The following is a 23,861-nucleotide window of genomic DNA, read 5'->3' on the forward strand; positions in this document are numbered from 1 at the left end:
AATTTGGTACAACTATCCCCCAGAACTCATGAAACATGTTTTATGCGTCCTATTCCTGCTGATCACAGCCTTTTCGGCATCGGCCCAGACGATCTACAAAGATTATGAGGTGGATTCGGCGGCCCGGCCTGTTGGCGGCTTGCCCTTGCTGGAAAAATTTATTGCGGCCAACCGGCGAATGCCCTACGCGGCCGAAGTGGAACGCACAAAAGGAATTGTCATTGTCTCGGCGGTGGTTGAACCCAACGGCACGGTTTCGGAGGTCAAGACGATCCGCAGCCTCCGGCCCGACTGCGACCGCGAAGCCGTTCGGGTAGTGGGTGCATTCCACGCCTGGAAACCAGCCCTGAAAGACGGCCAACCCGTACGGCAATCCTTTACTTACCCCATCCGGTTTGCTCCAACGCTCAATCAGCAAAGCGAGCCGGGGGCCATTACAACCTATTTCTCCAAAGAAGGCAACCAGATTGGAGAAGAAGCGCAGGCTGCCTTCAAACTGACCACTCCGGTCGATACCGCCGGACTGCCCAATGGCAACCCCGTTCTTTCGAAACGCGAAGGATCGAAATGGCAGAGGGCCGTTGAAAACAAGTTTGAGAAAAAGCCGTTCGTGCACTCCAATACCGACGATCCATCACTGCAGGATTCGCTCCAGGGATATCAACTGGTCATCAAAGACCCAATTTTTCAGTCCTGGAACGGCGTTATTTATTCGCTGTATCCAGACGGAACGCTGATGGCTCGCCAACATTTCGTAGACGGCAAAGAAGTTGGCGAGTCGGTCTATTATTATAAAAACGGTTTGGTCAAGCGGCTAGAAGAACGGTTGCAGGAGGGAAAAACCCAGGAATGGGCGTGGTACCCGAACGGCCAGATGCAACAGATCTTGGTGCGAACAACCACCGTCGCCAAACCTGAAGAAATGGAGTTGCTCGCTCAATGGGATGCCAAAGGCAATCCGTTGGTCAAGAACGGAAACGGTACGGCCCGTTTCCGGTCGAAACACAATCATCAGTGGGTTACGGAAACCGGAACCATCAAAGAGGGTCGCAAAGAAGGCATTTGGTATGGACGGCTTGATAACGGTTCGTTATCCTACCGGGAAACCTACCAGCAAGGCGAGTGCTCATCCGGCGTGGCTTATTACGATACCGATTCGGTAACTTACAAAAATGCCTGGCAAAACCCCGAGTTCAAAGGAGGAATGCAGGGGCTGGGCAACTTCCTGTCCACGAACATTCATTACCCGGAGGAAGCCGCCCGGGCCAACATCGAGGGAAAGGTTTTTGTCAGCTTCGTGGTCTGCGAAGACGGTTCGCTCTGTGATTACGAAGTGCTCCGAAGCGTTCACCCCGTCGTGGACAGGGAAGCGCTCCGGGTCGTGAAGGCATCCAACGGGAAGTGGAAACCGGGCTCGATCAGAGGCCGCAAGGTACGGGTCAAATACAATCTCCCCCTTAATTTCCAACTCCAGTAAGACGAACGGCGGAGGCTATCAATCCGGCACCCCCAGAAAGCTCAGCGCTCCTTCGTGGATCATCACCCGAATGTCGCGGGGCTTTTTGGATTTAATCAACTGATCATCCAGGTGCATTTCGACTCCGTCCCACTTCAGCCGAATGGTACGGCCTTTCAGGGCGGTTCCCCAGTAATCGCCCTCGATCCCGTTGAGCCGGTTCTGTACATACGTTACCAACCCCATTCGCTGGCTTTCCGAAACCAGCACCACTTCAAATTGACTATCGCCCGGATCAGCAGCCGGGGCCAGCACCAGATTCGGACCGATGGAGCGCGTATTCATCACCTCCACCAGCAGGTAGTTACCCGAATAATCGATACCGTCCACGTTGATTCGACAAGGACGAGCCTCGTAGGATTGCACAATATCGGCCAGTACATCCAGCGCCACGTTCATTTTTTCTTCCGGCGTATCCGTCGATTTTTCCTGCTGATCTTTCATTTTTCTCATGAGCGCAGGAAAAACCCCATAACCCATACTTTCCAGGAAAAACTGCCGTTTGGGCAACCCCTCCACCAGTCCCACGTCAAACCGTTTCCGCCGATCCGCTTTCCAGCTCTCCACAATAGGCTCCGGACGGTCGGTAGGAATGTTCAGCGCTCCGGCGATGTTGTTGGCTGTTCCGCTTGGCAGCAAGGCAATCGGATACGGCTTTTCAATCAGTTTACGATTCAACAAGTGTTTGGCGACTCGGCGAACCGTACCGTCTCCGCCGGCCACCACCAGAAAATCAACATCGGACTTCAATTCCTTCCAGTCACCCTTTTTGGTTGAAGCATAGCGGCAGTCAAAACCCTCCGATTTAATGAGGTCCACCAGTTCTTTTTTAGAATGGTCTTCGTCGCCAGCACCGGGGTTATGCAAGAGTTGGGCAATCTTCATAGCGTTCAAGATAGTGATCTTATAAACATCATCGGGGGTTTTTCTGTTGGAATACTAAGACAAAAACGCCCATACCATGAGAATTTTAATCACCAACGATGACGGTATTTACAGTCCGGGTATTGCGGCCCTGGCCCGAATTGCTTCCCGGTTTGGCGAAGTTCGCGTGGTCGCGCCCGATGTGGAGCAGTCGTCTATGGGGCACGCCGTAACCCATTCACGACCGCTTTCCTACCGCACATCCCCGATCAAGTTTGAAGGAATTGAGGCTTATCGTGTCAACGGTACCCCCGCTGACTGCGTTGCTCTGGGAAGTCATATCGGCGGGCAGACCGACGTTGTGTTGTCAGGAATAAACATGGGACCTAACCTGGGAAATTCCATGTGGCACTCCGGAACGCTGGCGGCCGCCAAGCAGGCCGTTCTCCTCGGTATCAAAGGAATTGCTTTTAGCACGCCCGTGGGCAAAACCGAGCCGGATTTTGACGCCCTGCAGCCGTATGTCGAAAAAACCCTGGAATTGTTGCTGAAAGACCCGGAACTGGCGCTCTACAACGTCAATCTTCCTCCCAATCCAACCGACATCCGGTGGACCCGCCAATCGGTTCGGCTGTACGATGGAACGGTTATCCCCGGTATGGACCCGCTGGGCCGGAAGCATTACTGGTTTACCGTCACTCCGCTGGAACCGGCGGAAGAAGGGACGGATCGCTGGGCGGTAGAGAATGGCTTTGTGTCAATTACCCCCTTGCGGCTGGATTTGACCGACGAAACGGCCCTTCAGAAAGCGCTCGAACAACAACCGATTACACCATAAGTCATTAAAAAAGCTCCCGGCGAAACCGGGAGCTTTTTTAATTAATCGTTTCAAATCCGCAATACGGAACCAGTACCGGCGGAATCCGGATTCCCTCCGGCGTCTGGTTGTTTTCCAGGATGGCCGCTAAAATCCGGGGCAAGGCGAGCGCCGAACCGTTCAGGGTGTGCAGCAACTGCGTCTTACCTTCTACCCGGTAACGCAGCTTTAGCCGGTTGGCTTGGTAGGTTTCAAAGTTGGAAACCGAGCTTACTTCCAGCCACCGTTGCTGAGCCGCCGACCAAACCTCCATGTCGTAGGTCAAGGCCGACGTAAAACCCATGTCACCCCCGCAAAGCCGGAGCACCCGGTAGGGTAATTCCAGCTTCTGGAGCAGCGACTGCACGTGCTGGCTCATTTCTTCCAGCGCCTGATACGATTCTTCCGGTTTGCGAATCTGAACAATCTCCACTTTATCAAACTGGTGCAGCCGGTTCAGACCCCGGACGTGTGCGCCCCACGAACCGGCCTCGCGCCGAAAACAGGGCGTATGACCCACGTTTTTGATCGGCAGCTGATCGTCCGACACAATGACGTCACGGTAGAGGTTGGTAATGGGTACTTCGGCCGTCGGGATCAGATAAAGTTTGTCTTCCGTGGCGAAGTACATCTGGCCTTCTTTATCGGGCAACTGACCCGTCCCGAAACCCGAGTCTTCGTTGATCAGGATGGGCGGTTGGATCTCGAAATAACCGGCTTTGAGGGCTTCGTCGAGGAAAAAATTGATCATCGCCCGCTGAATCCGTGCTCCTTTTCCCCGGTAGACCGGAAAACCGGCTCCGGTAATTTTGTTACCCAGGTCAAAGTCGATAATGCCGTATTTTTTAATCAACTCCCAGTGCGGTAGTGCGCTTTCCGGTAACGTTGGAATCTGGCCATTTTGCAGTACAACTTCGTTATCATCCGCACTACGGCCTTCCGGAACGCTGCTGTGGGGCAGGTTAGGCAGGGTTACCAGCACATCCTGCAACTGCTGCTCAGCGACTTTCAGACTTTCTTCCAGCTCCCGCGAACGCGTTTTCAATTCGGCCGTTTCGGCTTTAGCGGCTTCCGCTTCGGTTTTCTGACCAGCTTTCATGAAAGCGCCGATTTCCTTGGCTTTGGCGTTGGAACGCGCCAGCACATCGTCCAGCTCTTTCTGCGTGTCGCGCCGTTGCTGATCCAGCGCCAGCACCTGCTCAACGACGGCTTCGGCATTGGCAAAACGTTTCTTTTTCAGACCCGCCAGGGTGGTTTCTTTGTTTTCGCGGATGAAGGGAAGTAAAAGCATGATTAGTCAGGTAATAGCGGCTCCAGAGCCGCTATAAAGGTTTCGTTTTCAGATTCCGGACGATTATGAGGCCGTCCGGAACGTTTCTTTTTAGGCTTCAACCAGGTTGAACAGCCCCTCGTTCAGGGCGTTCAAGGCTTCGGCCTTATAGCGACCGTGCATCAGCAGCGAAATATTGTGCTCGGTGCCGCCGTAGGAGATCATCCGGATTGGGATGCCTTCCAGCGCTTTCAGCACTTTCAGGGCGATGCCGGCATGGTCGGCGCTGAAGTTTCCAACGATGCAGACGATGGTCTGATCGTAATCCGGCTCCTCCAGATCGCAGAATGTGCGCAGTTCGGCCATCAGCTCGGTCAGGTTGTCGGTTTTGTCAATGGTCACCGATACCGATACTTCCGACGTTGCAATTAAGTCAACCGGCGTTTTGTATTTCTCAAACACCTCAAAAATCCGGCGTAGAAAGCCGTAAGCGTTCAGCATCCGCAGCGAGTGGATGTACAAGGCCGTGATTCCGTCTTTAGCGGCAACGGCTTTGAACACCTGATCAGACGTTTTGCTGGCAATGAGCGTTCCCTCCGCCTGCGGGTCCATCGTATTTTTCAGCCGCACCGGCACTCCAAACATCTTCGCCGGGGTGATGGTCGACGGGTGCAGGATTTTAGCCCCGAAGTACGCTAACTCAGCCGCTTCTTCAAACGTCAGCGCCCGGATCGGAAAAGTCTTCTTCACAATCCGCGGATCATTGTTGTGCATACCGTCGATGTCAGTCCAGATCTGGATTTCGTCGGCCCGGATAGCCCCGCCAATCAGGGAAGCCGTGTAGTCCGAACCACCCCGCTTCAGGTTATCAACTTCTCCGCGCGGATTCCGGCAGATAAACCCTTGCGTAACGATAATTTTTCGGGTTCCATGCGTCCGCAGCAGTTCCCGCAGTTTCCGCTCCGTGTAATCGAGTTCGGGTTCTCCGTCGGCATCTACGCGCATGAATTCCAGCGCGGGCAGCAGAATGGCGTCTTCTTCGGCCTCTTCCAGATACGCCTGGAACATTTGCGTACTCAGCAACTCTCCTTCAGCAACCAGCTCCTTCTCCTGTTTCAACGTAAACGGCCGGATGCGGGTCAGCGATCGGATAAACGAAAACTCATTTTCAACAATCTTTTGGCCTTTCGTCAACCCGTCGGAGGTCTTGTAAAGCTCCCGTACAAACGTATCGTAATGCGCTTTCAGGTGCTCGATCTTCTCGGTGGCCTCATCTGGCTGATCCGATTTCAGGGAATCAGCAATGGACAGCAACGCGTTGGTTGTACCGGACAGCGCCGACAGGACGACGATTTTCTGCTGATCGTCGGAGGTAATCAGGTTGCGAATTGAGTGCATCCGTTCGGGCTTGCCGACGGACGTTCCGCCAAATTTCCAGACTTGCATGGTTTAGAATAAGTGAATGAATGATGTAATGCCTGGCTGAATGGCCCCACAGCTAGCGAGCAACTGGCGGACCTATTCACCCTTTCATTACCCAATCATTCGAAATTAGATTTTAGGTGAATAACTATAAACTTGCTGCTGTAAGCCTAACATTTTGATAGCGGTCATGGCGGCTTCGTCGCCTTTGTTGCCGTGAATGCCGCCGGCACGGTCGATGGCCTGTTGCTGGTTGTTCGGCGTCAAAACCCCAAAGATGACGGGTTTACCGGTCTGGAGCCCTACATTCGTCAGACCCTGTGCAACGGCGTGATTGATATAATCGTTGTGTTTGGTTTCGCCCTGAATTACACAACCAAGCGCAATCACGGCGTCGATATCGTCACGCTGGGCAAACCAGTTTGCCCCCAGACTCAGTTCGAAACTCCCCGGAACATTCCCACGGACGATGTTGTTGGCCACAGCTCCGTATTGCAGCAGGGTTTGGTAGGCGCCTTCAAACAAGGCTTCGGTCACTTCGGCATTCCATTCGGCCACCACGATGGCAAACCGTCGTTTGCTGATATCAGGCAGGTTGTCCGTCGAAAAAACACTCAAATTTTTTAACTCAGTGGCCATCTGAACGCGGGTTACAGTGATTAACTGGATGAACTAGGATGAAAGCCCCGGATTCCTGCGTGGTTGGTTCAGCTCGAGGAGCTTTCAGCTTGACTTACCACGGAATCCGAGTCCAAAAAAAAGGACAAAACCTCGGTCGGCTTTGTCCTTTCGCAATGGGTTTGATCAACGCTGCTTACGACTCACCGACCGTGCTTTCCAACACAGATTTATACTTCTTGGCGTTAGCCGACTCAGCGGACGTCGGGTATTTGTCGATGATCTGGTTGTATGTATCAATTGCTTCCTGATTTTGCTTGTTCTGCTCATAGGCAACTGCCAGCTTCATCAGGTAAGCAGGAGTAAAGTATGGATTCGGCTTGTAGTCAGCCGCTTTTTTGTAGTAGTCAATGGCGTCGCTGTAGGCTTTCTTTTCCATGTAGGCGTCGCCAATCAATGAGTAAGTCCGGCCTTGCACCAGCAGATCAGAGGATTTGAAACCCTGCAGTTTTTCGATGGCATCATCGTACTTACCCTGCTTCAACAAGGCGACACCCGCGTAAAAACTGGCGAGGTTACCCGCCGGAGCTGCGCTGTATTCTTCCGAAATAGCCACCAGACCTTCGTTGGCGCCGTTACCGTTCAGGGCTTTTTTCAGGGAGTCAGCCTCCCATTCATAAACAGAAGGAAACATCGCTGTTTGCGCTTCTTCATCCTGGCTACCAACCCAATACCGGTATCCGACAAAGCCAACAACGACCAGCACAATAGCGCCCAACAAACCCAGAACCAGATTCCGGTTTTTCTCAAAAAACAACTCCGCTTTCCCCAACGATCCTGACAACATAGCGGGATCCTCCAGAAACTCCAGTTTGGAGCTAGTTTGTGTCTTACTCATTTATGAATATCCAAAATTTTGGACTGCAAATTTAGGAAAATTCCGGATAATAGAAAGAAAAAACCCGGACAAAGTTTTGATAATAAAGGTGAAAAGAAAAAAAGCAGGGAAGAAAATCGTAAGGAATAAGCCGACAGCCGTTTCCCTTCCTTTTTCCTTCCCTGCTTTTTTCTAATTAGCTAAGTATTACTCCGTGATAAACGGATAATCTTTCTGCATGTAGACGTCTTTAAAGGCTTCCTCCGGCGCCGGATAGGGCGACTCTTCGGCAAACTTCACCGACTCTTCTACGATACCTTTGATTTTTTGATCGATTGCCGCCAGATCATCTTCCGTAGCAATTTGCTGTTCCAGGATCCGCGTCCGAACTATTTCAATCGGGTCACGTTGTTTGTACTGCTCCAGTTCGTCTTTCGTCCGGTATTTCTGCGGATCAGACATGGAATGCCCCCGGTACCGGTATGTCCGGAATTCCAGGAACGTCGGTCCGTCGCCGTTTCGGGCGCGTTCGGCAGCCCGGCTAACGGCTTCGTGCACGGCCTCTACGTCCATCGCATCGATGGGCTCCGACGGCATGTCGTAGGCTTCCGCCAGTGTGTAAAGATCGGTTACGTTCGACGTGCGGGCCACGGACGTTCCCATCGCATAACCGTTATTTTCCACCACGAAGATAACCGGCAGTTTCCAGGTCATGGCCATGTTCAGCGTTTCGTGAAAGGCCCCCTGCCGCACGGCACCGTCTCCCATGAAACACATGCACAGGTTTGTGGTCTTGTTGTATTTCTCGGCAAACGCAATACCGGCTCCCAGCGGGATCTGAGCCCCCACGATACCGTGGCCGCCCATGAAGTTCACCGACTTGTCGAAGATGTGCATCGAACCGCCTTTGCCTTTCGATGACCCCGTTTGTTTGCCAAATAATTCAGCCATGATGGCTTTCGGATCAGAACCCAGCGCCAGCGGAATCCCGTGGTCGCGGTAGGCTGTAATCCATTTATCATCTTTGGTCAGTGCCGAATACGACCCTGACGAGCAAGCCTCCTGTCCGATGTAGAGGTGACAGAAACCCCGGATTTTTTGCTGTCCATAAAGCTGACCAGCTTTTTCTTCAAACTTGCGTTGCAGCATCATCGACTCGTACCAGTACAGGTAACGTTCTTTGGGATGCGTGGTTTTTGCCGCGGCTGGCGAAGCGTCGCCCGGCTTAGATTTTTCCTTTACACTGGCCATATGGTTCGTTGGGCGTAAAAAAAGGATAACCGAATGAAAACGGACCTTATTTGTGATACAGGCAACCGGTCCTTACGTAACAAACGTCCTGTATCTTTGTTGCTTAAAACACGTGGCCATTTTACCACGATGCCGCGAAAATACGCAATTCCTGCTAACAACCATACCGATGTATTTGGAAAAACTCAACCTGACTAACTTCAAAAACTACGAGGAAGGGAGTTTTACATTCAGTGAACAGATTAATTGCATCGTTGGACCCAACGGCAGCGGCAAGACCAACCTGCTGGACGCCGTATATTTCTTATCCTTAAGCAAGAGCGCGTTTCATAACCAGGATGCCCTGAGCATTCATCATCAGAGCGATTACTTTATCATCGACGGCGTTTTCCGGCTGGACGACAAACCCGTTCAGATTACGTGTAGCTTGCAGCGGGGCCAGCGGAAAGTGTTGTTGTCGGACAAAAAACCGTACGATCGCATCAGCGAACACATCGGACGGTTTCCGGTGGTAATGCTGGCCCCCAACGACACGGATCTCGTGCGGGAACATAGCGAAGAACGGCGGCATTTTTTCGACGGGGTTCTGTCGCAACTCGACCCGGATTACCTGCGCGATTACCTGTTTTACCACCAGATCCTGAAGCAGCGCAACGGTACCTTGAAACTGTTTGCCGAGCGGAATTACCTCGACGAAGAACTGCTCGAAACCTACAACGAACCCCTGCTGCAACTGGCCGGGCGCATCTACCAGCGCCGGAAGCAGTTCATCACCGATTTTCTGCCGATTGTTCAGAAGCATTACGCTTACCTGAGCGATGCCCGCGAAGCCGTTGACATTATCTACGAGTCGGAAGTGGGCAATGAAGAATTCCCGAAGGATTTCCGCCGGAACCGTCAGCGCGATATTCAACTGCAACGGACCAACAAAGGCGTCCACAAAGATGATTTTGTGTTTGAAGCCAACGGGGTGGCGCTGAAAAAATTCGGTTCGCAGGGCCAGCAAAAAACGTTTGTGATTGCCCTGAAACTGGCGCAGTTTGAGCAGCTACAGGCCGAGAAGGGCGTCAAACCGATGCTGTTGCTGGACGATATTTTCGACAAACTCGACGACCGCCGGATCGACAAACTGATCACCCTGATGGAACACCATACTTTCGGCCAGATTTTCATCACCGATGCCCGGCCCGAACGGACGCGGGAACTGCTGGCCGCCGTTAAAGCCGATGTGGCGTATTTTCAGACGGAGCGGTGAGCGTCACCCCGCCCAGTTTTCCCGGTCCAGGCTCCGGTATTGAATGGCTTCGGCCAAATGCTCAATTTCAATGCTGTCGCTACCCGCCAGATCCCCAATCGTGCGCGACACTTTCAGAATCCGGTCGTAAGCACGGGCCGATAAACCCAGCCGTTCCATGGCGGTTTTCAGCAGCGTTAGTCCGGCATTGCTGATCACACAAATCTCCTTGACCATCTGCGCCGGCATCATGGCGTTGGAATAAATGCCCGGCTGGTTCTCAAACCGTCTCGTCTGAATTTGCCGCGCCCCGACCACCCGCTCCCGGATGGCATCGCTGCTTTCCGAAGGCCGGTTGGCGGTCATCTGATCAAACGAAACCGGCGTTACTTCCACGTGCAGATCGATGCGGTCCAGCAGTGGGCCGCTGATCTTATTCAAATACCGTTGTACCACGCCCGGTCCGCACACGCATTCCTTTTCGGGATGGTTGTAGTAACCGCACGGACAGGGGTTCATGCTGGCAATCAGCATAAAATTCGCCGGAAATTCCACCGCCCACCTGGCCCGCGAAATGCTTACTTTCCGTTCTTCCAGCGGTTGCCGCATTACCTCCAAAGCCGTGCGTTTAAATTCCGGCAACTCGTCCAGAAACAGCACCCCGTTGTGGGAGAGTGAGATTTCGCCGGGTTGCGGAAAACTGCCCCCACCGACCAGGGCCGCGTCGCTGATGGTATGGTGCGGAGACCGAAACGGCCGGGTAGCAATCAACGTCGCCCGGCTACCCAACTTTCCGGCAACGGAATGAATCTTAGTCGTTTCCAGGGCTTCGTGCAAGGTCAACGGCGGCAAAATACTGGGTAACCGCTTGGCCAGCATGGTTTTTCCGGCGCCCGGCGGCCCGATCATGATCACGTTATGTCCCCCGGCGGCTGCAATCTCCATCGCCCGTTTAATATTTTCCTGTCCCTGAACGTGGGCAAAATCAGCGTCGTAGGCGTTTTGCGTATTGGCAAACAACTCACGGGTATCAATCACCAGCGGTTCTATGGTCTTCTTTCCTTCAAAATATTCGACGGCGTCCAGCATGGTTTCAACCCCGATGACATCCAGGTTGTTGACAATGGCGGCCTCCGGTGCGTTCTCGGCGGGCAGCACAAACCCTTTGTACCCCCGTTTACGGGCTTCAATGGCAATTGGCAACACACCTTTGATGGGACGCAGCCGCCCGTCGAGCGACAGTTCGCCCATGATGACATACTCTTCCAGCTTTCGTTCGGGGGTGATCTGCTCCGACGCCTGTAGGACGCAGAGGCCAATCGGGAGGTCATACGAGGAGCCTTCTTTGCGGATGTCGGCCGGGGCCAGGTTGACCACCACTTTTTGCCGGGGCATCCGGTAGCCAAAATATTTCAGGGATGATTCAACGCGTTGTTCACTTTCTTTAACGGCGCTGTCGGGCAAGCCAACCAGATGGAAATGTAAGCCTTGCGCAACGGCAACTTCAATGGTAATGATGGTCGCGCTGACACCGTGTACGGCGCTTCCAAAAGTTTTGGCCAGCATGAAAAGCAGGATTCTGTTTTCTTTGTTAGACGTCTAGCCGACGGAAAAGCCACACGGATACCGGGACTTTCTTTTGCTTGGCCGCGTTGATGAATTAGAATTTTCGCTGGTCAGTTTGTAAACTCTGAAAACGCAGCAAACTTTAACGCAAAATTGAAACGAAGTCATTTAACTATATTAAAATGGTCGCTCAACACGATTACGCCCATCAGCTTCTGGCTGTTTTTCGGAGAGAATTCAATCGGGAACCGGAGTTACTGGTCCGTGGCCCCGGCCGGATCAACCTGCTGGGTGAACATACAGATTACAACGGGGGCCTGGTACTGCCCGCCAGCATCGATAAAGAAATCATTTTCGCCATCGCCCGCAGGGAAGATCAGACCTGCCGCATTGTGGCCGAAAATGTAGATCAATCTTTTACGTTCCGGCTGGATGAAATTGAACATTCATCACTTGGCTGGCCGAATTACCTGATGGGTGTGGTCGATCAGTTGCAAAAAGCGCGGCTCCGGCCCGGCGGCTTCGAACTGGTTTTTGGTGGCAACATCCCCGCCGGGGCGGGTTTGTCGTCGTCGGCGGCCCTGGAATGCGGACTGGCGTTTGCGCTGAACAAGCTGTTTGACCTGGGCCTGTCAACCCTCGATATGGTGAAGCTGGGCCAGCGGGCCGAAAACCAGTTCGTTGGCGTCAATTGCGGCATCATGGACCAGTTTGCCTCCATGTTCGGGCGCGACCAAGCGGTGATTCAGCTGGACTGTAAATCGCTGCACCACGAATATTTCCCGTTCCAGACGACGGACTACGTCCTCATTCTGTGCGATACGGGCGTTAAACATTCGCTCGGCGACTCGGAATACAACACCCGCCGGAATGAATGCGAAACGGGCGTTGGTATCTTACAGCAGTACAACCCCGCCATCCGGCTGCTGCGCGATGCCTCTACGGAACTAGTGGAAGCCCACCGCAACGAAATGCCGGGAAAAGTGTACCAGCGCTGCCGGTATGTGACGCAGGAAATTCAGCGGGTTCGGGAAGCCTGCGAGCTTTTATTGCAGAACGACCTGACGGCTTTTGGTCAGAAAATGTACGAAACCCACGACGGTTTGCAGCACGATTACGAAGTTAGCTGCCCGGAACTGGATTTTCTGGTGGATCAGACGCGGCAGGACGATGCGGTGCTGGGTGCCCGGATGATGGGGGGTGGTTTTGGTGGCTGCACCATCAACATTGTTAAACAAAAAGCCGCTGATGCGTTCGTGGAACGGATGCGTGCGGCTTATCAGCAAGCGTTTAACCTTGAACTCAAATGCTATCCGGTACGGATTATGGATGGAACGTCGGAGCTTTCATTTTAAGAGTTATTCCACAGAGTTGATCAGCGAAAAACGTTGATTAACTCTGTGTTGCGATCATTATTCTTTCCAGCGCCACTCGTTGGCAATCTGCAAGGGCGTTCGCAGGCCCTGGGCAATCAGAAACTCCCGCGTTTTGGCGTCGTCCATGCGTTTGGTCGGAATCTCGTCGGCATTGGCCAGCGCGTAGAGCAACATGGCCGAGTAACGAACGGTATTTTTCATCTGGTCTTTGTTCACCAGGGTCATGTTGTCGCAGTTGGCGTGGTAACAATCCAGCACGTTGCGTTCCAGGTGCCCACTCATGCCCACCACCGGCACCCCTTCCAGCATAAACGGCTGATGATCGCTGTGCAAACCCGCCTGGTTTGAAATCGTGTTCTGGAAAGCCGGTTCGACGTGCTTGATGGTTTCGCCGATTTCGGTCAGGAACGGCATCATCTCACTCCGGCCAAACGCGTTCAGACCGCTGGGGTCGTTGGTCATGTCCAGGTTCAGGATGTACCGCACGTTATCGAGCTGGCCGGTCTTTTTCAGATCGTCCACCAGGCTACGTGACCCGAGCAGCCCCTGCTCCTCCCCCATAAACATCACAAATTCAATGGTGCGCTTGGGCTTTATTTTCAGGGCTTTAAATGTCCGGGCAATGTCCAGCACCGAGAACGAACCAATCCCGTTGTCGATGGCCCCGGTCGCCAGATCCCAGGAGTCGAGGTGCCCGCCGATGATAATTTTTTCTTCCGGATATTTGGTGCCTTTCAGCGTGGCAACGACGTTTCGCGCCCGGATTTTTTTGCTCACGTTGGTCATGTCGATGAGCGCGTGCAGGTTCTTTTCGGCCTGCATCCACTGCCGGATTTCCTGTCCGCTCTCCGACGAAATGCAAACCGACGGAATCGGAATTAACTTGCCCGTTACGGAAGCCGTGCCCGTCAGCAGCACGTTGCCCCGCACCAGATTGACCATAATAACCCCGCTCGCGCCGTGCTGCAGGGCCAGGGCGGTTTTTTCGGAACGGTGCAGGTTACGGGCCCCTTTCGTTGGGGCTGCCAGCCCAATGTTGACCAGCGCAATTTTACCTTTCAGCTTATCTTTTACGGCCGCAAAATCACCTTCCAGCCCATTGCCAACGTCTACGATCTCGCCCTGCACGTGCGCTTCGACGGGCGAATGCGCCAGAGCCACCACTTCAACATCCCGGAAATTATCGCTTTTGTTGGGAACCACCGCCAGCGTCACGGTATCGCGCATCCAGGATTCGACTTCGAAAGGCGCGTACTGCGTATCCGAATAGCCATACTGCTTCAGTAAGTTATACGAGTATTCTTCCGCCCGGCTTCCGTTGGCGCTGCCGGTCAGCCGGTGCCCGATTTTACGCGTAGCGTCGGTCAAGGTTTCGTAGGCCCGGCTATTTTCTAGTACTTCCTGATTGATTTTCGAAAACACCTTTTCCAGCGACGGGCGACTCGGTTCACCATCAATTCGGACGTCGGCTTTTCGCAGGGTGTGGGCACTCAATAAATAAATACCGCCCGAAAGCAGTAAATAAACGTAAACTTTTTTGCGCATGATAGAGCTGACCGTATAATACGTCAAAATAACAAAAAAGCGGCTGAATGCGATTGTAAAGACCTAAAAAACTTTCAGTTTCTTTGCCGAATCAAAACGGCTCAACGAATCCTGAAAAAAAGGTGTTAATTGGGTTCAGTATTTAGTCACCATTGCTTTTATGACAAACGCGCAGACGACAGCGGTTCCGCCCATAGCAGCCGTTAAACCAACCGAATTGACCACCCACGGGCACACCCGCATCGATAATTACTACTGGCTCAACGAACGGGAAAACCCGGAAGTGATCAATTATCTGAAAGCCGAAAACGAGTATCTGGAGACGGTTTTGGCCCCCGTCAGCGAATTCCGGGAGAAGCTGTTCGACGAAATGAAGAGCCGCATCAAACAGCAGGACGAGTCGGTTCCGTACCAGGAAGGCAATTATTTTTACTACACCCGCTACCTGGAAGGGGGAGAATATCCGGTGCATTGCCGCAAACGCGGTTCGCTGGAAGCCGAGGAAGAGATTATGCTGGATGTCAACGAATTGGCTAAAGCGTATTCGTACTACGACCTTGCCGGGCTGGAAGTTTCTGATAACGAGGAACTGGTAGCTTATGGCGAAGATACCGTCAGCCGGCGGATGTATACGCTGCGCGTTAAAAACCTGAAAACCGGTGAAATCTACCCCGACGCCATTCCAGACACCGAGGGGGGCAGTTACGCCTGGGCGGCTGATAACCAGACGCTTTTCTACATCCGGAAAGACGCGCAGACGCTGCTGGGCTATCAGGTATACCGCCATACGCTGGGAACCGATCCCGAACAGGACGTTCTGCTGTACGAAGAAAAAGACAACCAGTTTTACCTGGGTCTGGGCCGGATGAAATCCAAGAAATACATCGCCGTGGTGTCTGATCACAATGGGGTAGCAACGGAATTCCGACTCCTGGAGGCCTCCAACCCGGCGGGTGATTTCAAGGTTTTTCTGCCCCGCGAAAAAGGCCACGAATACGACGTTCAGCACCTGGAAACGACTTTCTACGTCCGGACGAACTGGAAAGCCGACAATTTCCGGCTCATGGAGGTAAAGGAAAACAAAACTAAAGACCGTTCGGCCTGGAAAGAGGTGATTCCGCACCGGCATCATGTGTATCTGGAACAGCTCGACGCGTTTAAAAGCCACCTGGTGCTGGGCGAACGCCGGGACGGTTTGATGCACCTGCGCGTGATCGACCAGAAAAAAAAGCAGGATCATTACCTCGAATTTGATGATCCGGCCTACGTCGCTGGCATTGGCTACAACCCGGATTTCAACACCAACATCCTGCGGTTTACCTATTCCTCGCTGACTACGCCCAGTTCAACCTTCGATTACAACATGGATACGAAGGAAAAAACGCTGATGAAGCAGCAGGAAGTCATCGGCGATTTCGACCCGAACAACTACACCTCAGAGCGGTTTATCGTCAAGTCCCGCGACGGTGCGAAGGTGCCGGTTTCGTTGGTTTACCGCAAAGGTACGCCCAAAGACGGCTCGGCCCCGTTGCTGCAATACGCCTACGGGTCGTACGGTTACTCCATCGATCCGAATTTCAGCTCCACGCGCCTGAGCCTGCTCGACCGCGGCTTTATGTTCGCCATCGCCCACATCCGGGGAGGGCAGGAAATGGGCCGCAAGTGGTACGACAACGGTAAGATGTTTAAGAAGAAAAACACGTTTAACGACTTCGTGGACGTGTCGGAGTACTTGATTCAGAACCAGTACACCCAGACCGACCGCCTGTTTGCGATGGGCGGCAGCGCGGGCGGCTTGCTCATGGGCGCGGTGGTGAATCAGAAGCCGGAACTTTACCGGGGCGTGGTGGCAGCGGTGCCGTTTGTGGATGTGGTGACAACCATGCTCGACGAAAGCATCCCGCTAACAACGGGTGAGTTTGAAGAATGGGGCAATCCGAAAATCAAGAAATATTACGATTACATGCTGTCGTACTCGCCCTACGACAACGTGAAGGAGCAGGCTTATCCCAACATGCTGGTGATGACCGGCTTACACGACTCGCAGGTGCAATATTGGGAACCCGCCAAATGGGTTGCAAAACTCCGGACGATGAAAACCGATGACAATGTCCTGCTGTTGCAGACGAATCTGGAAACCGGGCACGGCGGAGCGTCGGGGCGGTTTGAAGCCCTGAAGGACATCGCGCTGGAATACGCCTTTATCCTGAACCTGGTCGGGATTCGGCAGTAAGTTTGCCTAACTTCTCCCGGCTGTGTACTTTGCAACTTATTTTCAATCTGAACCCCGCGTAGAATGTATCTTCTTGGATTTGATGTCGGCAGTTCGTCCGTAAAAGCCAGTTTGCTGGAAGTCGAAACCGGTTTGGTGGTGGCTTCCGCGTTTTTCCCCGAGTCAGAAATGCCGATTGACGCCCCTCAGCCGGGTTTTGCCGAACAGCACCCCGACGCCTGGTGGACCAACGCCTGTCTGGCATCCAAAACCGTTCTGTCGAAAGCTGCTGTCAAACCGGAAGATGTGAAGGCCATCGGTATTTCGTACCAGATGCACGGTTTAGTGGTCGTGGATAAAGACCTGCAGGTGCTGCGCCCGTCGATCATCTGGTGCGACAGCCGGGCGGTTCCGTACGGCGAAAAAGCGTTTGAAATCGTGGGGCGGACGAAAAGCCTGCAGCACCTGCTCAACTCACCGGGTAATTTCACGGCGGCCAAACTGGCCTGGGTGAAGGAAAACGAACCGGCGGTATACGACAAAATCCACAAGTTCATGCTGCCGGGCGATTACCTGGCCACGCGCATGACCGGCGAAATCGTTACGACCCCGTCGGGCCTGTCGGAAGGCATTCTCTGGGATTTTCAGGATGGAAAACCAGCGGATTTCATGCTCGATTATTTCGGCTTCGATCCGTCGCTGGTTGCCAACATTAAACCGACCTTCTCGGTGCAGGGCGAGTTGACCTCCAAAGCTGCCAGTGAACTCGGCCTGGCAGCCGGAACGCCCATTTCCTACCGCGCGGGCGATCAACCCAACAACGCCTTTTCGCTGAACGTTCTGGAACCCAACGAAATTGCCGCCACCGCCGGAACGTCGGGCGTGGTTTACGGGGTCAGCGATCAGGCCAAATACGATCCGCAATCGCGCGTCAATACGTTTCTGCACGTCAGCCACACGCCAGAGGCCCCGCGCTACGGTGTTCTGCTCTGCGTCAACGGTACCGGTATTCTGAACAGCTGGCTGCGGAATCACCTGCTGCGGGGCACGGTCAGCTACGCCGACATGAACGACCTGGCCGCTCATGCGCCCGTCGGAGCCGACGGGCTGGTGTGTCTGCCCTTCGGCAACGGAGCCGAACGCGTATTGGAAAATCAGGACCCCGGCGCTTCCTTCCACGGGTTGCAACTGACGCGCCACGGCCTGCCCCACTGGATTCGGGCCGCGCAGGAGGGCATCGTTTTTGCCTTTTACTACGGTATTCAGGTAATGGAGCAGGTCGGTGTAGGTTTGAAAACCATCCGGGCCGGTGAAGCCAATATGTTTCTCAGCCCACTGTTCCGCGATACGCTGGCCAACCTGACCGGCGCTGAAATCCAGCTTTTCAACACCGACGGAGCGCAGGGAGCCGCCCGGGGAGCCGGATTGGGAGCCGGTATTTACAAAAACCGTCAGGAAGCCTTCACGGGCCTGAAAGTCACCCGGACCATCGAACCCGACATGCGGGCGCAGGAAGCCTACCGCGACGCCTACGAAAAGTGGCGGAGCAAACTGGTCGGGTAAAATCTTACACTAACTCGCTCTGTTCCCGGACAATCAGTTCGGGTTCGAGCGTTATTTTCTGTAAGTTTTCCGGATCGATTTTTCCGTTGATCACCTTCAGCAGAATGTCGGCGGCCATGAAACCAATCTGGTAAGGATGCTGCTCAACCGACGCCAGGGGCGGATGTTCCAGGTAGGTGTTGAGGGGCAGATTGGCAAAGCTGACAAACGCAACATCCCGGTTAACGACCAGACCATGGTTCCGGCAAACCCGCATGGCATCCAGCGCCACGTAGTCATTAAAGGCCAGCACGGCATCGGGCCGGGAGTCCGACGACAGCAGCTGCGTCATTTTCAACACCGTTTCCGGAGTCGTCAGGTCGATGCGTTTGATCAGGCAATTTTCAACCGGTAACTCTTCTTCTACCAGCGCTTTGATGTATCCTCGATACCGTTCTTCGCTGGCGATCAGGGCGTGCGGACCGTTCAGAAGCGCGATCCGCCGGTGCCCCCGCCGGGCTAGCCATTTGGTAGCTTCGTAAGCGCCTTTTTCCATGTTGCATTCCACCTGATGCGCGGCAATGTGGGGCGGAATCCGGTCGAAAAGCACCAGCGGAATCTGCCGGTCCAGCAGTTCCTGAATGTGGTGAATCTGCTGCGTTTCTTTGGCCACCGACAGCAACACCCCGTCGACCCGGTTGGAAGCCAGCATGGTCAGAATCTGCTTCTCGCGGTCAAACCGGTCATGCGATTGGTAGAGCGCCACCGTCATGTGGTGTTCAAACGCCAGCTCTTCCACCCCGTTAATCACTTCCGAGAAAAAATTCTCCCGGATTTCCGGCAAGACCATGCCAATGACGCCCGTCCTCCCCCGTTGCAGGTTCCGGGCCGTGGTGCTGGGCAGGTATTTCAACTGGTCGGCCAGCGCGTGAACCGCATCGCGGGTGTGCAGGCTGATGCGCGGGTGGTTTTGTAAAGCCCGGGATACGGTGGACGGCGACACATTCAATTGCCGGGCAATCTCCTTGATGGTAATAACATCCTTCATCGCGTGTCGTGTTCAGCCTTACAATTTACTTTATTTAGTAGTAATCGCAAAATTATCTTCGGTTTTGTACAAACGTTTGCACAAGGTTAAACAAACGTTTGCGCAGCTCAAAACTGCTAAAATTAAAAGGCAAAAGCATCGGTTTTGATTGACCGGGCGTCTGTTATTTCCCAATTTTCAGCACTAAACCCTAACCCATTAACACTCCGCTTCCACGCTTCTAATCCAAGATAACCGTTATTATGCCCATCTCCTCACGCCGTGATTTTCTGCGCACCGCTGCTCTCAGCTCAGCGGCCGCTCCTTTTATTCCTTCTTTGTTTGAAACGGCCACGGCAGCCCCCAAGCCAGCACCCTTGTCGCAGGTCAGGCTGGCTTTTATTGGTGTCGGCTCGCGGGGCCGCAGCCACGTCCGGCAGGCGCTTTTCCGCGATGATGTTCTCATCACCGCCATCTGTGATCCAGACCCCGATGCCATCAGCCGCACCAACGGTATGATTGAAAAGGCGGGCAAGAAAGCGCCCGCAACGTACACCAAAGGCGGTGAGGATTTTTTAAACATGCTTAAGCGCGATGACATCGACGGTGTTGTCATTGCTACGCCCTGGGAATGGCACGTTCCGATGGCCGTTGCCACCATGAAAGCCGGGAAATACGCGGGCGTCGAGGTATCGGCCACGGTGACGCTCAAAGAGTCCTGGGATCTGGTCAACACGTTCGAGAAAACGGGGTCGCACTGCATGATTCTGGAGAACGTCTGCTACCGGCGCGACGTGCTGGCCGTGCTGAACATGATTCGGCAGGGCATGTTTGGCGAGATGCTCTACGCCCACTGCGGCTACCAGCACGATTTGCGTAACATCAAGTTCAACGACGGCAAATCCATCAGCGGTGTTGGCGCGGAATTTGGCGAGAAAGGGTATTCGGAAGCGCGTTGGCGCACCCAGCACTCGGTCGACCGCAACGGTGATTTGTATCCGACGCACGGGCTGGGGCCCGTCGCCCACTGGCTGAACATCAACCGGGGCAACCGGTTTACGCACCTGACCTCCATGGCAACCCAATCGCGCGGGCTGCACAAATACGTCGTCGATAAAGGCGGAAAGGACCACCCCAACGCCAAGGTTAATTTCAAACTGGGCGATGTGGTGACGACAATGGTGCAGTGCGCCAACGGCGAGAACATTGTCATCATGCACGACACCAACTCCCCCCGCCCCTACTCGCTGGGCTTCCGGGCGCAGGGCACGCAGGGCATCTGGATGGACGACGGCAAAACGATTTACCTGGAAGGCACCAGCCCCAAACCCCACGAGTGGGAGTCGTTTGATTCATACCAGGAGAAATACGACCACCCGCTCTGGAAACAGCACGGTAAAACGGCCCAAAGCGGAGGCCACGGCGGCATTGACTTCTTCGTGATGCGGGCTTTCATCGAGTCCATCAAGGCCCAAACGGCTCCCCCGATCGACGTGTATGATGCCGCCGTCTGGAGTGCCATTAGCCCGCTGTCGGAACAGTCCATTGCGCAAGGCAGCAAACCGATTGAAATTCCGGATTTTACGCGCGGTAAGTGGAAAACCAACCGCCCGATTTTCGGACTGAACGAAATTTATTAAAATGCCCCAGGGTCGAACGCATCATACGTTCGACCCAACCCAATGCCCTATTCCTAAACCCTTCACCTGTTCTTACTATCCCCCACTTTTAACTAACCTGGAAACTTCATGAAACAGTTCTCCGTAAGCTTACTGCTGTGGCTGTCGGTAACCGTTTGCGTTTACGCACAGTCCACCCTGCGTGGAACGGTTCGCGACGACGCCGGGCAACCGTTACCGGGCGCTACCATCATCGTCCGCGGCACCACCCAGGGAACGACCACCGACGACCAGGGCGCTTTCTCCGTCCGCGCCAATTCATCAGATGTGCTGGAAATCAGCTCCATTGGTTACCAGGGAACCACCGTAACCGTCGGCAACCGCACGTCCGTGGAGGTTTCGCTCAAAAAAGCCGACACCATGCTCGATGAGGTGGTGGTGATGGGGTACACCACCACAAGCCAGCGCAACCTGGCGGGTTCGGCGCAGGTTGTAACGGCCAAAGAACTCAAGGACGTAACGGCCAACAACGTCAGCCAGATGTTGCAGGGCAAAGCTGCCGGGGTGTTTGTCGGTAACAGTTCCGGCGACCCGCGTACACCGCCCAAGGTGCTTGTTCGGGGTATCGGGACGCTCACGGCCAGTTCCAACCCGCTCTATGTGGTCGACGGTGTCATTGGCGGGATTCCCAACCCCAGTGACATTGAATCCATGACCGTCCTGAAAGATGCGTCGGCTACGGCGTTGTACGGCGCGCGGGCTTCCAACGGGGTCATTGTCATCACAACCCGCCGGGGCGCGGCCGGAAAAACCCGGCTAACCGCCCGCTTCAACCAGGGCGTCGGCAGCCTGAATCTGGGCAATTTCCGGTTGCTGAACGGTCTGGAGTTGTACGACCTGCAAAGAAAAGTCTACCAGCGCGATCAGCCCAACGGCAATGTCAACAGCTATCTGCCAACGCCGGAAGCAAACGCGAACACCAACTGGTTTGATCAGACTTTTCGCACCGCCAGCAACACCCTGGCCGAGCTGAGTGCGTCGGGGGGCAGCGAGAAAACGCGCTTTTACATGAGCGGTAACTACTACAAAGAACAGGGTATTTTGCAGGGAACTGGCCTGGACCGGTTTGGTGGCCGCTTGAATTTCAGTCACGAAATCAGCGATAAATTCCGGGTTACCGTTAACGGAGCGGGGCTGTATACACGCGGTTACGACGACAGCAACGGTGCTTTATATCAGGCTTATACTAATCTGCCCTACGACGACCCTTACTACAACGGTCAACCCTACAATCCGGTATCAGCAGCCAAGAAATGGTACGGCCGGGATAATCAAAACTTCATTTACACCCGTCAATTTAACACATTCCGGGAAAATACCCTGTCGGGCGATCTGCTCTTCAAGGCCGAATATGACCTTCTACCCTGGCTGACCCTGACGACAACAAACCGGGCGCAAACCAGCTATTACGGCAGCCAGAGCAACCAGGATATGCGCGGCCCAAACGCGTTGGATGTACAAGGGCGGCTTATCAACAACGACAACCGCGATTATACTCTGCTAACCTCCAACCTATTGCGTTTCCGGCATAGCTTCAGCGGTGGGCACAGCCTCGATGGTTTGGCCGGTTACGAATACCAGAACTATTATTATGAATCGCTGGGAGCAACGGGCAAAGGGATTTTTTCCGGTCTGGAAATTATTGATGCGACCTCTCAACCCGAAAGCATCAGCGGTACCAAGCGGGACAACGCCTTTTCGTCGTATCTGTTTCAGGCCAACTACGGCTATCAGGACAAATACCTGATTACGACCTCTTTCCGCCGGGACGGTTCCTCAAAATTTGGCCGGAATAAGAAATACGGAAACTTTTATGCGGTGGGTCTGACGTGGAATGCCACAAACGAAGCTTTCCTGCGCAGCAATCCGCTCCTGACAAATCTTAAGTTCCGGCTCAGCTACGGAACAACCGGGAACGCCGACGGTATTGATGACTATGCCGCTCAGGGTCTCTACAGCCTGACGGGTCAATACGCCGGGATTCCTTCCGCTTTCCCAACCCGCATCGAAAACCCGAACCTGTCATGGGAGGTGTCGAACAACGCTAACTTCGGGATCGACGCCACGCTGTGGGGACGGCTTTCGCTGACCGTCGATCTCTACAACCGCCTGACCAACAACCTGCTTTTCAACCGTCCGCTCCAGGCCACCAGCGGGTATGCGTTCATCACCGAAAACGTGGGCGCGGTTCGCAATAAAGGACTGGAAGTGGTTTTATCAGCCGACATTCTGCAAAAAACTGCCCTGAAATGGCGCATGGACCTCAACGCGGGGCTGAACCGCAACCGGGTAACGGCCCTCTATGGCGACCGGACGTTCATCGCCAACGGTCAACGGCCTTACGCCCTGGATCAACCGCTCAACAGCTGGTACCTGCGCCGGTGGAGGGGCGTCGATCCGCAGACTGGCAACCCGCTCTTTGAGAAAGTCAACCCGGATGGTTCCAGCACCACAACGAGCAACTACAACGACGCAACTCTGCAGTTTATCGGCAGCAACGCCAATCCTAAACTGTTCGGCGGCTTTCGCCAGGTGCTGACCTGGAAAGGGCTGGAACTGAACGCGTTCTTCACCTACAGCACCGGGGCCATTCTGTACAACGGCGACCGGGCCCTGTTTGACAGCGACGGTGCTTATGACCGCTTCAACATGATGGCCCTGCAGGATGGCTGGAGCCGTTGGGAAAACCCGGGCGACATCGCCACGCACCCGAAATACGTGATTGGTGGCAACAACAACGCCCAGCGCCCGTCGTCCCGCTACCTGGAAAGCGGCAATTACCTCCGGCTGCGGAATATCAGCCTGACTTACGACCTGCCCGCGGCCCTGGTGAGCCGAGTCAAACTGGACGGGGTTCGGCTGTCGGTTTCGGCGGATAACGTCTTCACGATCACGAAGTTTTCCGGTATTGACCCAGATGTAACCGAAACTGGCGAAGTAGGAACGAAATACCCCTTCAGCCGCAAGCTCATCTTTGGTCTTCAGTTTAACTTTTAATCATCAGCA

17 protein-coding genes are annotated in these 23,861 nt (G+C 54.1%); 8 read left to right on the forward strand and 9 right to left on the reverse strand.

Translation table 11 applies throughout. From position 1 onward, the window contains the following. The first annotated feature begins 28 nt into the window (after window positions 1-28). Entirely contained in the window at window positions 29-1,477 is a 1,449-nt protein-coding gene (locus tag OQ371_RS06650) for a TonB family protein (protein ID WP_265993011.1), read from the forward strand. 18 nt (window positions 1,478-1,495) lie between these two features. On the opposite strand, the gene OQ371_RS06655 is transcribed toward OQ371_RS06650, so the two are convergent. Beyond that, a complete protein-coding gene (locus OQ371_RS06655) occupies window positions 1,496-2,401 on the reverse strand; it encodes a diacylglycerol/lipid kinase family protein (RefSeq protein WP_265993012.1) in 906 nt (301 codons plus the stop codon). A 76-nt stretch (window positions 2,402-2,477) separates the two neighbouring features. Between OQ371_RS06655 and surE the strand changes: the two genes are divergently transcribed. Beyond that, window positions 2,478-3,218: a 5'/3'-nucleotidase SurE gene (gene surE / locus OQ371_RS06660; RefSeq protein WP_265993013.1), complete on the forward strand. Its 741-nt coding sequence runs from the start codon at window positions 2,478-2,480 to the stop codon at window positions 3,216-3,218. Between the two features lie 37 nt (window positions 3,219-3,255). On the opposite strand, the gene serS is transcribed toward surE, so the two are convergent. The 5 genes from serS to pdhA form a co-directional block, all read right to left on the reverse strand. Next, window positions 3,256-4,527, reverse strand: a complete 1,272-nt coding sequence (gene serS / locus OQ371_RS06665) for a serine--tRNA ligase (protein ID WP_265993014.1) — start codon at window positions 4,525-4,527, stop codon at window positions 3,256-3,258. A 90-nt stretch (window positions 4,528-4,617) separates the two neighbouring features. Further along, window positions 4,618-5,952, reverse strand: coding sequence for an aspartate kinase (locus tag OQ371_RS06670; RefSeq protein WP_265993015.1), 1,335 nt, complete (start codon window positions 5,950-5,952; stop codon window positions 4,618-4,620). Window positions 5,953-6,057: 105 nt separating this feature from the next. Next, window positions 6,058-6,567, reverse strand: coding sequence for a 6,7-dimethyl-8-ribityllumazine synthase (gene ribH, locus OQ371_RS06675; RefSeq protein ID WP_265993016.1), 510 nt, complete (start codon window positions 6,565-6,567; stop codon window positions 6,058-6,060). 175 nt (window positions 6,568-6,742) lie between these two features. Continuing rightward, complete coding sequence (locus OQ371_RS06680) at window positions 6,743-7,444, reverse strand: tetratricopeptide repeat protein (RefSeq protein ID WP_265993017.1); 702 nt, start codon at window positions 7,442-7,444, stop codon at window positions 6,743-6,745. Window positions 7,445-7,630: 186 nt separating this feature from the next. After that, a complete protein-coding gene (gene pdhA / locus OQ371_RS06685; protein ID WP_265993018.1) occupies window positions 7,631-8,674 on the reverse strand; it encodes a pyruvate dehydrogenase (acetyl-transferring) E1 component subunit alpha in 1,044 nt (347 codons plus the stop codon). Between the two features lie 169 nt (window positions 8,675-8,843). Here pdhA and recF point away from each other — a divergent pair, with 169 nt between their 5' ends. Continuing rightward, on the forward strand, window positions 8,844-9,929 hold the full coding sequence (gene recF / locus OQ371_RS06690; protein WP_265993019.1) for a DNA replication/repair protein RecF: 1,086 nt from the start codon (window positions 8,844-8,846) through the stop codon (window positions 9,927-9,929). Between the two features lie 3 nt (window positions 9,930-9,932). Here the strand turns inward: recF and OQ371_RS06695 are convergent, their stop codons facing one another. Further along, window positions 9,933-11,474: a YifB family Mg chelatase-like AAA ATPase gene (locus OQ371_RS06695; protein ID WP_265993020.1), complete on the reverse strand. Its 1,542-nt coding sequence runs from the start codon at window positions 11,472-11,474 to the stop codon at window positions 9,933-9,935. A gap of 182 nt (window positions 11,475-11,656) precedes the next feature. On the opposite strand from OQ371_RS06695, the gene galK reads away from it, so the two are divergent. Then, window positions 11,657-12,829, forward strand: coding sequence for a galactokinase (gene galK / locus OQ371_RS06700; RefSeq protein ID WP_265993021.1), 1,173 nt, complete (start codon window positions 11,657-11,659; stop codon window positions 12,827-12,829). A 57-nt stretch (window positions 12,830-12,886) separates the two neighbouring features. On the opposite strand, the gene OQ371_RS06705 is transcribed toward galK, so the two are convergent. Next, window positions 12,887-14,395, reverse strand: a complete 1,509-nt coding sequence (locus OQ371_RS06705) for a M20/M25/M40 family metallo-hydrolase (protein WP_265993022.1) — start codon at window positions 14,393-14,395, stop codon at window positions 12,887-12,889. Window positions 14,396-14,555: 160 nt separating this feature from the next. Between OQ371_RS06705 and OQ371_RS06710 the strand changes: the two genes are divergently transcribed. Both OQ371_RS06710 and OQ371_RS06715 read left to right on the forward strand, forming a co-directional pair. Further along, window positions 14,556-16,628: a S9 family peptidase gene (locus OQ371_RS06710; RefSeq protein ID WP_265993023.1), complete on the forward strand. Its 2,073-nt coding sequence runs from the start codon at window positions 14,556-14,558 to the stop codon at window positions 16,626-16,628. Between the two features lie 63 nt (window positions 16,629-16,691). Beyond that, window positions 16,692-18,170, forward strand: a complete 1,479-nt coding sequence (locus OQ371_RS06715) for a xylulokinase (RefSeq protein ID WP_265993024.1) — start codon at window positions 16,692-16,694, stop codon at window positions 18,168-18,170. Window positions 18,171-18,174: 4 nt separating this feature from the next. Here OQ371_RS06715 and OQ371_RS06720 read toward each other — a convergent pair whose 3' ends face one another. Further along, the gene (locus OQ371_RS06720) at window positions 18,175-19,197 is read right to left on the reverse strand and encodes a LacI family DNA-binding transcriptional regulator (RefSeq protein WP_265993025.1); all 1,023 of its coding nucleotides are present in this window, start codon (window positions 19,195-19,197) and stop codon (window positions 18,175-18,177) included. A 242-nt stretch (window positions 19,198-19,439) separates the two neighbouring features. Between OQ371_RS06720 and OQ371_RS06725 the strand changes: the two genes are divergently transcribed. Together OQ371_RS06725 and OQ371_RS06730 are read left to right on the forward strand one after the other, a co-directional pair. Next, a complete protein-coding gene (locus OQ371_RS06725; protein WP_265993026.1) occupies window positions 19,440-20,816 on the forward strand; it encodes a Gfo/Idh/MocA family protein in 1,377 nt (458 codons plus the stop codon). Between the two features lie 108 nt (window positions 20,817-20,924). Continuing rightward, the gene (locus OQ371_RS06730; RefSeq protein ID WP_265993027.1) at window positions 20,925-23,852 is read left to right on the forward strand and encodes a SusC/RagA family TonB-linked outer membrane protein; all 2,928 of its coding nucleotides are present in this window, start codon (window positions 20,925-20,927) and stop codon (window positions 23,850-23,852) included. Window positions 23,853-23,861 lie beyond the last annotated feature (9 nt).

The organism is Larkinella insperata, assembly GCF_026248825.1.
Lineage (GTDB): Bacteria > Bacteroidota > Bacteroidia > Cytophagales > Spirosomataceae > Larkinella > Larkinella insperata.